Source organism: Gemmatimonadales bacterium (genome assembly GCA_019637315.1).
In the GTDB taxonomy this organism is placed as follows: domain Bacteria; phylum Gemmatimonadota; class Gemmatimonadetes; order Gemmatimonadales; family GWC2-71-9; genus SHZU01.
This window is the reverse complement of sequence record JAHBVU010000007.1, coordinates 156,596-168,843: the sequence shown is the minus strand read 5'-3', so window position 1 is coordinate 168,843 and position 12,248 is coordinate 156,596. Positions and strand designations below refer to the sequence as shown.

Here is a 12,248-nt window from a genome sequence, read left to right as displayed (position 1 = left end):
GTAGATTCCGTGAATGTTCCCATATAAGGACGAGAACCCGACGCTGCGGACCCCGGTGGTCACCTATCTGCTGATCGGGCTCAACCTCGCCTCGTGGTTCCTGCTGCAGGGCTTGGGCAGTGAGCCGGCCTTGTCTGCCTCGGTCTGCGAACTGGGTCTGATTCCCGGTGAGGTGCTCGGGCGGGTGCCCGCGGGAGTACCCATTCCGATGGGCGCATGGAGCTGCGAGACCGACGGCGTCGGCTGGATAACGGTGCTCTCTTCGATGTTCCTGCACGGCGGCTGGTTTCACCTGCTCGGCAACATGTGGTTCCTCTGGGTATTCGGCAACAATGTCGAAGACTCGATGGGACGTGCCCGGTTCCTGCTGTTCTACCTGGCAACCGGGGCGGCGGCAGCGGCGGCGCAGATCGGGGTCAATCCGGGAAGCGTGATTCCCATGGTTGGCGCCTCAGGGGCGATCAGCGGGGTCATGGGAGCGTATATCGTTCTCTACCCGCGGGTCCGGGTTCATATGCTGGTATTCCTGGGCATCTTCATTACCCGGGTGGCGGTCCCTGCGGTCTTTATGCTGGGTTATTGGTTTCTGCTCCAGCTGGTCGGGGGAATCCCGGCGCTGGCGCGCGAGGGGGGCGGGGTTGCCTTCTGGGCGCATGCGGGCGGGTTCGTCGCGGGGATGGTCCTCGTGTTCCTGTTTCGAGACCCGAAGCTGCTTGCGGTGCGGCGTTCGTACCGCATGCCGGCATGAACTACGGGGCCGTTCGGTCTCGAGACAGCTGCCGATCCGGGCTGCTCGACCTAGTTGCTTCGCATGTCGGGAGTGTGCGGCTATCGCTCCCCCAGGATCTTGATGATGACCCGCTTCCGTCGCTGGCCGTCCCACTCGCCGTAGAACACTCGCTGCCAGGGGCCCAGGTCGAGTTTGCCCTCCGTGACCGGCACGATGACCTCGTGCCCGATGGTCAGGCTGCGCAGGTGCGCCGCAGCGTTGTCTTCGCCGGTTTCGTTGTGGCGATAGCGGTCGGGATCCCAGGGCGCCACGGTATGTTCGAGCCAGTGCAGGATGTCGTGCCACAAGCCTGACTCGTGATCGTTGACGAAGACCGACGCGCTGATGTGCATGGCAGAGACCAGCGCATACCCCTCCTGAATGCCGCTGGCCCGCAACTGCGTCTCGACTTCACCCGTGATATCAATGATCTCCTGGCGCTTCCTGGTCGTGAACCAGAGGTAATGCGTATGGCTTGCCATCGCGGTCAGGGCCAGCCGCGCTGCGGCAGCCCGGCGGTAATGCGCAAGGCGTTGGCGTAGTAGACCTTTTTCAAGACCTCGTCGGGGAGGTCGATGCCGTAGAGCTTCCAGGTTGCGTGATAGTCGCGGTAGTAACTGAAGTAGTCGTCTCGCGTTTCGAAGACGCGCCAGAAGTAGGGGTACTCCTCCGGCTGGAACGAATCCTTGCCGAACAGGATCCGGTCCTGGAACCGCACAAAGAAATCGTGGGCGGCGCGCGGCTGGCGTCCGATGTCATACAGCACGGCGCCGACTTCCGTATACATGTTGGGAAAGCTGTCCATCAGCTTGGCAAGGCGGCCCAGGTCCGCGGCGTGCCAGCCGAGATGTGCGACGACAAAGGTGGTTTTGGGGTTCCGCCGAATCAGATTGTCGCGTTCCGCGGCCAATTGCTCGAAGCTCGGAAACTGATCGGCCGGGTAGCGCCGGTTGGGAAAGAGGGCCAGCTCGAGCCACCGCTCGTTGTTGTAGTCGAGCGGCTGCCAGAACTCCGATGGATCGGCGGTGTGGATGAAGACCGGCAACCGGAGCCGCGCCGCGGCCGCCCAGACCGGATCGAGGTCGGGGTCGTCGATCTGCAATCGACTGCCGTCGGCCTTCCGGATCGACAGCCCCAACGACTTGCTGATCTCGCCGATACCGACGGCACCGGCTGCGACATCCGCCTCCAGCTGCTTGACGGCACGTTCGGCCCATCCGGGTCCCACGTTGCGGAAGTCGATCCCGGCCAGGATGCGGACCCGGTCGGCCATGGCTGGGCTTGCCTTGACGAGCGCAACTTGCCGAGCAAGCGCTTCTCCCGATGCGTTGCTCGCGGATACCATGACTCGAATGTTGAGGCCGTCCATGGCGGCCCGGAGCTGCTCGAGCCCCTCGGCGGAATTGAGCAGTGCGCCCGGGTGGCCGTGGTAGTCGATGACCGGATACTTGGCCCGCGGAATCGGATGCTCCGGAGCAATCAGGGTGGAGCGTGGCCGGTAGTCCAGAATGCTGGGCGGTTCGAGCGTCGGCGCCTGGCAGTTGCGCGGCCGGATTTCCGTCATACCCGGTGGACAGGACTCGCCCGGCTTGATCTGGGTCGATTGTGCTGCGCCCCCCGGGCGCTGGGCAGTAAGGAGGGCGGGCAGAAGGGCGAGTGCCAGGGTTGCGGTACGAATCTTCATGGTTGGCTCATCGATCGGATACGCGCCGTCTGTTCCAGGCGGCACGCATCGGGTTCGGGCGGGGCGGTTACGGCGTGCAGCAGGCGTTGACCGTCAGCCGGTTGGCATGGGTACAACGCCGGGCCCCTCGTCAGGTAGTCGCAATGTAGGCCTGAGCGTCGCGGATGGGCAGAGGGTCGCGCGCTGCGTCAGCGTTCCCAGGTCTGGCCGCTGGCCAGGAGCGCGGCGAAGTCCTGACCGCGAGCGAGTTCGCTCTCGACTTCGGCCATCAGGTCCGCTTCGTAGGTGCGCGCCGGGTGGTCGTAGATCACGCCGACGGCAACCGGGAAGATCGGCGGCTTGAGCTGGACCAGCATCCCGGCCAGCGTCAGATCCTTCTCGTCGTGCACCAGGATGTCGTCATCGGTAACGCCGTCCTCGCCTGGCGTTACGACTTCGAGCAATAGCGTGCCCGGTCGGACCCGAAGGCCGCGCACGCCACCCTTCCCGAAACGGAGTGGCTGCCCGTGCTTCACGTAGAGCTGATTGTCGTCGACCACGGGGCGGGCGGTGAACTCATCGAAGACGCCATCATTGAAGACGACGCAGTTCTGAAAGATCTCGACCAGCGCGGCGCCGCGGTGCGCATGCGCCCGGGTCATCACGTCGACCAGTTGAGCTTGCTGGACGTCCACCCCGCGTGCGAAGAAACGTGCTCCCGCGCCCAGAGCAAACGCGCCCGGGGCAATTGGCGTGTCGATCGAACCGCGCGGCGTCGACGGTGAACGGGTTCCGCGCCGGGAGGTTGGCGACGCCTGGCCTTTGGTGAGGCCGTATATCTCATTGTTGAAGAGCAGCAGCGTGAGATCGACGTTGCGACGCAGCACGTGCATGGTGTGATTGCCGCCGATCGACAGGCTGTCGCCGTCGCCCATCACGACCCAGATGTCGAGCGAGGGATTGGCGAGCTTGATGCCCGTGGCGATGGCCGGTGCGCGCCCATGGATGGTATGGAACCCGTAAGTGGACACGTAGTAGGGGAAGCGCGATGCGCAGCCAATGCCCGAGACGAAGACCGTCTGTTCCCGCGGGAGCTGCAGGTCTGCCAGCGTCTTGGTGACCGCTTTGAGAATGGCATAGTCACCGCAGCCCGGGCACCAGCGCACTTCCTGGTTCGAGGCATAGTCCTTGACCGTCAGTGGCGTCGTGGTCATACGGTTGCCTCCAGCCGACCGCGAATGGCGGTCGTGAGTTCGCTGATCAGAAAGGGCTTGCCCGTCACCTTGTTGAGGCCCTCGGCAGGCACCAGATAGGTACTGCGCAGCATCGTGACGAGCTGCCCGGTGTTCATTTCCGGCACCAGGATCCTTCGGAAGCCGCGCAGCAGCTCGCCGAGATTCGGCGGGAAGGGATGCAGGTAGCGGATATGGATGTGGCTGACCGACAGCCCCTCGCGCCGAGCGCGCGCGACGGCCTGATTGATCGGCCCCCAGGTCGAGCCCCAACCGACGACCGCGAGGTCGCCCGTCGCTTCGCCGAGTGCCACGTCCTGCGGCGGAATGTCCCGGGCGATGCCGTTGATCTTGCCGGCGCGGAGGTCGGTCATCCGCTGGTGATTGTCCGCGTCGTACGAAATGTGGCCGGACGTGGCGCTCTTCTCGAGCCCGCCGATCCGGTGCTCGAGTCCCGGCGTACCGGGCACCGCCCAGACGCGTGCCAGGGTCTCCGGATCGCGCACGAACGGATGGAACCCGGCGGGGTCGGTGCGACGCGTGACCGGGAAGGTCGGCAGGCTGGCAACGTCCGGGAGTCGCCACGGCTCTGCCGCGTTGGCGAGGTACCCATCGGTCAGCAGCATCACCGGCGTCATGTACTTGGTGGCGAGCCGAACCGCCTCCATGGCGACTTCGAAGCAGTCGGAAGGCGTTGCGGTCGAGATTACCGGAAGCGGCGCATCGCCGTTGCGACCGTAGACGGCCTGGAAGAGGTCACTCTGCTCGGTTTTGGTGGGCAAACCAGTCGATGGTCCGCCCCGCTGCGAGTTGACCACGACGAGCGGCAGCTCGGCGCTGATGGCCAGACCGATTGCCTCGGTTTTGAGGGCGATACCCGGGCCCGAGCTCGAGGTAACACCCAGTGCGCCGGCGTAGCTCGCTCCGATGGCTGAGCAGACGGCAGCGATCTCGTCTTCGGCCTGGAAGGTCACCACCCCGAAGTTCCGGAGCTTGGCCAGGGCGTGGAGCAGGGGCGATGCCGGCGTGATCGGGTACGACCCGAAGACGAGCCGCGGCAGCCCGGTTGCCCGGAGCCCGGCAATCAAGCCCCAGGCGAGCGCGTCGGTACCGGTGACGGTTCGGTAGCGCCCTGGCGCCAGATCGGCCCGTCGAACGGTGTAGCCGCTGACCGTGCGGCCGAGCTCTGCCGTTTCGCCGTAGGCGTGGCCGGCATCGAGCGCTGCGATGTTGGCCTGCACCAGGTCCGGGCGTTTCGCGAACTTCTGGCGGAGCCAGGCCTGGGTTGCGCTGCGCTCGCGGTCGTACATCCAGAGCATCAGGCCCAGGGCCCACATGTTCCGGCACCGAAGCGCCTCCTTCGACGAGATGCCGCTGTCGGCCACCGCCAACTGGGTCAGCCGAGTTACGTCGAGCGACAGCAGCTGATAGGGGGCAAGGCTGCCATCCTCCAGCGGATTGGCGGCGTAGTTCGCCTTCTCGAGGTTCCGCGCGGTAAAGGCCGAACTGTCGGCCAGAATCAGCCCCCCCAGACGCAAGTCGCGCAGGTTGGTGGTCAGCGCGGCCGGGTTCATTGCGACCAGCACGTCGAGCTCGTCGCCGGCGGTCACGATGTCGACCGAGCCGAAATGAATCTGGAAGGCGGAAACCCCGAACGTCGTTCCGGCCGGCGCGCGGATCTCGGCGGGGAAGTCGGGGAAGGTCGCGAGGTCGACGCCGGCGAGGGCCGATTCGACCGTGAACTGCGACCCGGTGAGCTGCATGCCGTCGCCCGAGTCGCCGGCGAATCGGATCACGGCCGTTTCGCGGACCTCGCGGACGGGACTGCCGTTGCTGGTCATGGGAAGGGATTCTCCTCTGGTCCATCAATCTAACGTGACGTTACCCTGTCAATAGAGGGACCCCCTTTCGCTGTGGGCGACGCCGCGCGGGTGCTTCGGGACATAGCCGTTCGATCGCGTAACTTCCATTGACAGATTGATGACCGCTTCTGAGATTGGTCGAGCGACCACCTTGAAAGTAGTTCCGAAGGTGCTTCCGACCCGGCTGCGCCGGTCTGCGACGCCGCAGGCCAGTTGTTTGCGCGCAAGTCATGTCGCCAGTCCTCAACCGACAACGATCTCTGCTTGGTGGAATAGGGCAATGCTCCGGTTCCTTGTTGCGGCAGTTGTAGTCTCGCTCACCGGAGGGGCGGATGCGCTTGGGGCCCAGCGTAACACCTGGCCCGCTCCGCCCGATCCGAAGGAGATTCGGGTCGAGTGGGGCCTCCGGGTACCGCTCCGGGACGGTGTCGAGGCCGTGGTGAGCGTCTATCGGCCGGCACATCAGCGCGAGCCGCTCCCTGTCGTCTTCGCGTTGACGCCCTACATGGCCGATGCCTATCATCTCACGGCCAAGTACTTCGCGCAGCGTGGCTACGTCTTCGTGACCGCCGACACACGCGGTCGAGGCCACACCGGGGGCAATTGGAAGCCCTTTCTGCAGGACGGCCCGGTCGGTTACGACATCACGGAGTGGCTTGCCCGTCAGCCCTGGTCGAACGGGAAGGTCGCCATGGCCGGCCTCTCGTATCTGGGATTTACTCAGTGGACGACGCTGAAGGAGTTCCCTCCTCACCTGGCGACGATCGTGCCGACCGCCGCTGGGTACTTTTCCTACACGTCGCTCAATCCATATAACATCTTCTCGACCTATGCCATTCGTTGGCTGACCGGTGTCAGTGGACGGTCACTCAACCCGCAGCTCAATGGCGATGAGGACTATTGGAGGCAGGTCCTCTGGACTTGGTACTCGAATCACCTGCCGTTTGCCGTGCTCGACAGTGTCGCTGGGAATCAGACCACCGACTTGCAGGAGTGGATCAGGCATCCGATGCACGGCGACTTCGTCGAGCAGACGGCCGTCAGTCAGGCTGACTACCCGAAGATCGACATTCCCATCCTGACGGTCAGCGGTCACTTCGACAGTGAACAGCGCGCCGCCATGCGGCACTACAAGCGGCATATGGAGTTCGGCAATGCGGGCGCGAAGGCCAACCATTACCTCATCATTGGCCCCTGGGATCACTTTGCGACGTTTTGGCCGCGCGCTGATATCGGCGGGCTCTCCTTCGCGCCGGCCAGTGTTCTCGATCTCGGTTCGGTTCATACGGAGTGGTACGACTGGGTCCTCAAGGGTAAGGCTAAGCCGGCTTTCCTCAAGAACCGGGTCGCCTACTACCTCATGGGGGCCGAGGAATGGCGTTACGCGGACGCTCTCGAGTCGGTCACTGCTTCGAGGCAGCAATACTTTCTCGCCTCGCCGGGTGGCAATCCGGCAACGGTTGCATCCGCGGGCGCTTTGACCAGCACGCGATCCGGAACGCAGGTGCCACCCGACTGGTGGACCTATGATCCTCTGGATACGCGTCCCGGGGCGCATGAGCTTCGCAGCAGCGGGGGCTACCTGAGCTCTGCCGATTCGCTCGATCTGTTCGGTGCCGGCGTCATCTATCAGACGGCTCCCCTGACAAACGCGGTGGACCTGGCCGGTTACGTCAAGCTGACCATCTGGCTCTCGATGGATGTTCCCGATACGGACTTTCACGCGACGTTGTACGAGGTGACCTCGGATGGCAAGGCCATCTACCTGACCCGGCAGCTCCAGCGGGCCCGGTATCGCGAAAGCCTCGAACGTGAGCGGCTGATGACGCCCGGGGAGGTCACGCCGTTCGTGCTGGATGACTTCGACTTCTTTGCCAGAAGGATCAAGCAGGGAAGTCGACTTCGTCTCGTGGTTGGTGCGCTCAATTCCATCCGTTTCGAGAAGAACTACAACTCGGGCGGCGTCGTGGCTCGCGAATCGGGATCAGTTGCGAGAACGGCGCGGGTCAATCTGCATCACGGCGACCGTTTCCCGAGTCGCCTGGACCTTCCCATCGCAGCGCCCAGTCGCGCGCAGTAGCCCTCGGTCGATGCGGCTCGGATGTGGTATCCGAGCCAGCGACCGAACGCCGTGACGCGGGGGAATCCGTAGCGGAGAACGTTGACAGGCTCCGTCCATCTTTCGAGATTGGCCGAATGACCAAACCCGCCCCGGCACCCCGCATAGGATCTGATCCGGTCGAAGCTATGCTCGATGCGGCGGGACGTCTGTTCCGCCGCAAGGGCTACTCCGCGACCACGATCCGCGACATCGCGGAAGCGGCGAGTGTCTGGCCCGGCAGCCTTCACTATCGCTTCCGGACTAAGGAGGCTGTGCTGCTTGCGCTGATGGAGCGCGGCATTGCCATCATGGAGTCCGGGTTTCGTGAAGCTATGGCGACGACGGACGATCCGATTGCAGCCATTCGCCAGGCGCTTCGTGCCCACATCGCGCGGCTGGTTGGCAATGATCACGGCACCTACGTGCTGCTCTACGAGACCCGGCAGCTCGAGGGTGAGGCCCGGGAGCGGATGACGCGCCTGCGTGACCGCTACGATGCGCTGTGGGACGGTCTGATCCGTCGCGCGCTCGAAACCGATCAGCTGAGATCTGGCCTCGACGTGCGGCTGACCCGACTGTTCATTCTTGGCGCGGTCAACTGGGTGCCTCAATGGTACTCCGCATCGGGCTCGCTGAGCCCGGCGGAAATCGCAGATGCGTTCGCGGACCGTGTGCTCGACGGTATTCTGCGGCCCAAGCCCTGATCCTCGGGGGATGATAATGACACGAGCTGACTTGGAAGCGATGTTCCGCGCCATCGATGCGACAGACTGGGACGCGCTGCCCCCGTTCTTTCATCCGGAAATGACGTACGATCGCCCCGGGTTTCCGTTGCTGAACGGCCGAGAGGCCGTGCTCGATTTCTACCGGCGGATCAGAGCCATCCGCGGTGAGCATCGCTTCGAGGCCTTTGTCATCGAGGGCGATGCAGGTGCTTCCTGGGGTCGTTTCGTCGGCGCCAGGACGGACGGCACGCCGGTGGATATCGCCTTTGCCGACTGCTACCGCTTCAAGGATGGCGCGATCTGGCGGCGCCAGTCGTATTTCTACGTGCCGCTGGTATAATCAGGAGCCAGATGTCGCATGGGGTCGGGTCGGCGTCCTCGACCGACCGCGGCGCCGGTGCGAGGTAGGCTCTCGCTGAGGTGATCAGCTGCCGGGCTGCCTCCGAGGATGAGAAGGTGTGACTATGGTGGGTCGAGGGGGGCGGTTCGCAGGGAGTACCGGTCGTACGGCCGCAGTTCGTGGCAACGTTGTCGATGCCTGGTTCCCCGGTTCGCTTCCGGCCATGCACAGCCGGCTCGAGGCAGGAGCGGACGGCGGCGTGGTTCTCGAAGTCTTCAGTCACTTGGATGAGCATACCGTTCGGGCCGTTGCCCTGACCCCGACGTGGGGCCTGGCGCGCGGTGTGCCTGTCATCGATACCGGTCGGCAGTTCGACGTACCGGTCGGCTCCGCGCTCTTGGGCCGAATGCTCAACGTGCTCGGCGAGACGGTCGACGGCGGTGCCGCGCTCCCGGATGCTGAGAGGCGTCCAATCCTGCAAAAACCCGTCCCACTCACTGCGCATGCGACGACGGCCGAAGTCATGGTTACCGGCATCAAGGCCATCGACCTGCTGTCCCCGATGGAACGTGGCGGAAAGACCGGGTTGTTTGGCGGTGCCGGCGTTGGCAAGACGGTCGTTATCACGGAACTGATCCACAACATGGTCGGGCAGTACGAAGGTGTCAGCATCTTCTGCGGAATCGGGGAGCGTTGCCGGGAAGCAGAGGAGCTGTACCGGGAGATGAACCAAGCGGGCGTGCTGAAGAACACAGTGATGGTGTTCGGGCAGATGAATGAGCCGCCAGGCGCCCGTCTTCGGGCCGGTCATGCCGCACTTTCCATTGCCGAGCACTTCCGCGATCGTGAGCGACGGGATGTGCTGCTGCTGATCGACAACGTCTTCCGGTTTGTGCAGGCCGGTGCGGAGGTGTCGGGCCTGTTGGGGCGCATTCCGTCACGGGTTGGCTATCAACCCACGCTGGCAACGGAGCTGGCGGAACTGCAGGAACGAATCAGCAATACGGAGAATGGAGCGATCACGTCGGTTCAGGCTGTCTACGTCCCTGCTGACGATTTCACTGATCCCGCCGCGGTACACACCTTTGCCCATTTGTCTGCGTCGGTGGTGCTGTCTCGGCGGCGGGCCAGCGAGGGACTCTACCCTGCCGTCGATCCGCTGCAGTCGTCCTCGAGCATCTTGCGACCGACGACGGTGGGTACTCGGCACTACGAAGTTGCTCGTGAGGTTCGTCGCACGCTGGCAATCTATGAAGACCTCAAGGACATCATTGCGATGCTTGGCCTGGAAGAGCTGTCGGCTGAGGATCGCCGCATCGTGCAGCGGGCACGCCGTCTGGAGCGGTTTCTGACCCAGCCCTTCCATACCACCGAGCAGTTCACCGGGATGGCAGGGAAGGCGGTCAGCCTGAATGACACGCTCGACGGCTGCGAGCGGATCCTCGGAGACGAGTTCGCCGACCTGCCAGAGCGGGCCCTCTACATGATCGGCCCGATCTCCGACGCGGCCGGGCGGTAGGTCCAATGCGATTGAAGATCCTGCTGGCAACCGAGGTGCTGACTGACGAGACGGTCGAGAAGGTTACAGCCGACGGGTTGCACGGGAGCTTTACGCTGCTGCCGCGGCACACGGACGTTCTGGCTGCCCTTGTGCCCGGCCTGGTATCCTACCTGTTGCCAGGCGGGGAGGAACGGTTTGCGGCGGTCGACGGCGGTCTGATGGTAAAGCGCGGTGCCCTGGTAACGGTGTCCACCCCGCGGGGGGTTCTCGGCGACGATCCGGATCGATTACACGTTCTGGTCGAGGAAGAGTTTCGGGCGGTCGACGAGCGGACCCGTCAGGCGCGCAGCGCCGTCGCTCGCCTCGAAGCGGACTTCATCCGCCGTTTGATGGAGTTGGAGGATCGTGTCGGCGCCCGATGATCCGCTGGCGAGCCGCATTGCCCGCCGCGCCCGACGCCGTCAGCGTGCTCGCCGCCATCGGGAGCGCGGCACCTGGTTCGGGCTTGGCATGTACGGTATGGTCGGCTGGTCGATCGCGCTGCCCACCGTTCTGGGTGTTGCGCTTGGCGTATGGATCGATGCCCGCTGGCCGAGCCGGTACTCCTGGACGCTGATGCTGCTGGTGGCTGGCCTGGTAATCGGGTGCTGGAACGCCTGGTACTGGGTCTCGCTCGAGCAACGTGCGATTCAGTCGAAGGACGAGGGCAGCGATCCGGGCGGAACCAATGACTGAGGTCGTTGCGAGGTCACTGCTGTCCGCAGCTGGCGGTCTTGGGCTCGGCCTGCTGTACTTTGGAGGATTGTGGTGGACCGTGCGTCGGATCGCGACGGTTCGATTCCCGGCATTGCTCGTGGTCGGCAGCTTCCTGGTTCGGACCGCGGGAGCCGCGGCGGGTATCGTCCTGTTGTCCGGTGGACAGGTCGTTCCCCTGTTGGTATCGGTTGCGGGCTTCCTGGTGGCGCGCACGATCCTGATTCGCGTCGTGGGTGCGCCAGACCGGCCCGGGCAACCCAGCCCAGCCGGCGATCCCCCGTCAGGTTCGTAAGGAGGGAACGGGAGTGGATCTGACTCCGGACGAGATCGTCTTCTGGCAGTGGGGTGTGGTCAAGGTCAATGCCACCCTGGTCTGGACGTGGGCCGTGATGATCCTGCTGGCAGGCGCGTCATGGTTGCTGGGACGTGGCTTGCGAACCGACGGCACCCTCACCCGCGGTCAGAACATTCTCGAGGCGGTCGTGTCGCTCATTCTCGATCAGATCCGCGAGGTGAGCGGACAACGTCCTGGACCGGTACTCAGTTTCGTAGGAACGCTGTTCCTCTTCGTCCTCGTTTCCAACGTGCTGAGCATCGTGCCGGGATACCACGCCCCGACCGGTTCATTGTCGACCACGGCGTCGCTGGCGCTCTGCGTCTTTGTTGCGGTGCCGGTGTTCGGCATTCGGGAGCACGGGCTTCGCGGCTATTTGAAGCAATATGCGCAGCCGTCGCTGTTCATCCTGCCCTTCACGATCCTGGGTGAGTTGTCCCGTACGCTCGCGCTGGCGCTGCGGCTGTTCGGCAATATGATGAGTGGCACGGTAATCGTCGCTCTCCTGCTCGGTCTCGCGCCGCTGCTCGTCCCCGCCATCATGCAGGCATTCGGGCTGCTGATCGGCGTCATTCAGGCATATATCTTCGCCGTCCTGGCGATGGTGTACATCGCTTCGGCCACTCGAGCGCATGACGAGGTGGTCGCCACATCGGAACGACAGAGGAGCACCGATGGCTAGCTTAGGGGGGCTTGATTGGGTTGGGATCGTGTCCATCATCATGGCCAGCGTGGCGGTGAGCGTCGGATCGGTAGCCCCGGCCCTCGCCGAAGGCCGCGCCATCGTCCAGGCACTGGCCTCGATCGCACAGCAGCCGGATGAGGCAAACTCGATCAGTCGAACGCTGTTCATCGGCCTCGCGATCATTGAGTCGTCCGGCATTTATTGTTTTGTCATCGCGATCGTTCTGATCTTTGCCAACCCCTTCTGGGCCGCGTTGCTTTCGCGCGCCGGCGGATAAGCA

General features: G+C 64.2%; 14 protein-coding genes. 10 read left to right on the top strand and 4 right to left on the bottom strand.

Going from position 1 to position 12,248, the window contains the following annotated elements:
- Positions 1-13: 13 nt before the first annotated feature.
- Positions 14-748: a rhomboid family intramembrane serine protease gene (locus KF785_08830; protein ID MBX3146865.1), complete on the top strand. Its 735-nt coding sequence runs from the start codon at positions 14-16 to the stop codon at positions 746-748.
- A gap of 80 nt (positions 749-828) precedes the next feature.
- Here KF785_08830 and KF785_08825 read toward each other — a convergent pair whose 3' ends face one another.
- The 4 genes from KF785_08825 to KF785_08810 all read right to left on the bottom strand — a co-directional run bounded on the left by KF785_08825 (position 829) and on the right by KF785_08810 (position 5,505).
- The gene (locus tag KF785_08825) at positions 829-1,251 is read right to left on the bottom strand and encodes a secondary thiamine-phosphate synthase enzyme YjbQ (protein MBX3146864.1); all 423 of its coding nucleotides are present in this window, start codon (positions 1,249-1,251) and stop codon (positions 829-831) included.
- 5 nt (positions 1,252-1,256) lie between these two features.
- The gene (locus KF785_08820; protein MBX3146863.1) at positions 1,257-2,453 is read right to left on the bottom strand and encodes an amidohydrolase family protein; all 1,197 of its coding nucleotides are present in this window, start codon (positions 2,451-2,453) and stop codon (positions 1,257-1,259) included.
- Positions 2,454-2,641: 188 nt separating this feature from the next.
- The gene (locus tag KF785_08815; GenBank protein ID MBX3146862.1) at positions 2,642-3,646 is read right to left on the bottom strand and encodes a 2-oxoacid:ferredoxin oxidoreductase subunit beta; all 1,005 of its coding nucleotides are present in this window, start codon (positions 3,644-3,646) and stop codon (positions 2,642-2,644) included.
- Positions 3,643-5,505 (bottom strand): 2-oxoacid:acceptor oxidoreductase subunit alpha, encoded by a 1,863-nt coding sequence (locus tag KF785_08810; protein MBX3146861.1) that lies wholly within the window; start codon positions 5,503-5,505, stop codon positions 3,643-3,645. The genes KF785_08815 and KF785_08810 overlap by 4 nt, the downstream gene beginning before the upstream one ends.
- 301 nt (positions 5,506-5,806) lie before the next feature.
- On the opposite strand from KF785_08810, the gene KF785_08805 reads away from it, so the two are divergent.
- From KF785_08805 to KF785_08765, 9 genes are all read left to right on the top strand, one after another.
- Positions 5,807-7,606: a CocE/NonD family hydrolase gene (locus KF785_08805; GenBank protein ID MBX3146860.1), complete on the top strand. Its 1,800-nt coding sequence runs from the start codon at positions 5,807-5,809 to the stop codon at positions 7,604-7,606.
- 116 nt (positions 7,607-7,722) lie between these two features.
- Entirely contained in the window at positions 7,723-8,331 is a 609-nt protein-coding gene (locus KF785_08800) for a TetR family transcriptional regulator (protein ID MBX3146859.1), read from the top strand.
- A 16-nt stretch (positions 8,332-8,347) separates the two neighbouring features.
- Positions 8,348-8,692 (top strand): nuclear transport factor 2 family protein, encoded by a 345-nt coding sequence (locus KF785_08795; protein MBX3146858.1) that lies wholly within the window; start codon positions 8,348-8,350, stop codon positions 8,690-8,692.
- A gap of 124 nt (positions 8,693-8,816) precedes the next feature.
- Positions 8,817-10,211: a F0F1 ATP synthase subunit beta gene (atpD, locus tag KF785_08790; protein MBX3146857.1), complete on the top strand. Its 1,395-nt coding sequence runs from the start codon at positions 8,817-8,819 to the stop codon at positions 10,209-10,211.
- A 5-nt stretch (positions 10,212-10,216) separates the two neighbouring features.
- Positions 10,217-10,615 (top strand): F0F1 ATP synthase subunit epsilon, encoded by a 399-nt coding sequence (locus KF785_08785; GenBank protein MBX3146856.1) that lies wholly within the window; start codon positions 10,217-10,219, stop codon positions 10,613-10,615.
- Positions 10,599-10,928: an AtpZ/AtpI family protein gene (locus tag KF785_08780; protein MBX3146855.1), complete on the top strand. Its 330-nt coding sequence runs from the start codon at positions 10,599-10,601 to the stop codon at positions 10,926-10,928. The genes KF785_08785 and KF785_08780 overlap by 17 nt, the downstream gene beginning before the upstream one ends.
- On the top strand, positions 10,921-11,241 hold the full coding sequence (locus KF785_08775) for an ATP synthase subunit I (GenBank protein ID MBX3146854.1): 321 nt from the start codon (positions 10,921-10,923) through the stop codon (positions 11,239-11,241). Before KF785_08780 ends, KF785_08775 begins: the two co-directional genes overlap by 8 nt.
- Positions 11,242-11,254: 13 nt before the next feature.
- Positions 11,255-11,965, top strand: coding sequence for a F0F1 ATP synthase subunit A (locus KF785_08770; protein ID MBX3146853.1), 711 nt, complete (start codon positions 11,255-11,257; stop codon positions 11,963-11,965).
- A 40-nt stretch (positions 11,966-12,005) separates the two neighbouring features.
- On the top strand, positions 12,006-12,245 hold the full coding sequence (locus KF785_08765) for a F0F1 ATP synthase subunit C (protein MBX3146852.1): 240 nt from the start codon (positions 12,006-12,008) through the stop codon (positions 12,243-12,245).
- The last annotated feature ends 3 nt before the right edge of the window (positions 12,246-12,248 follow it).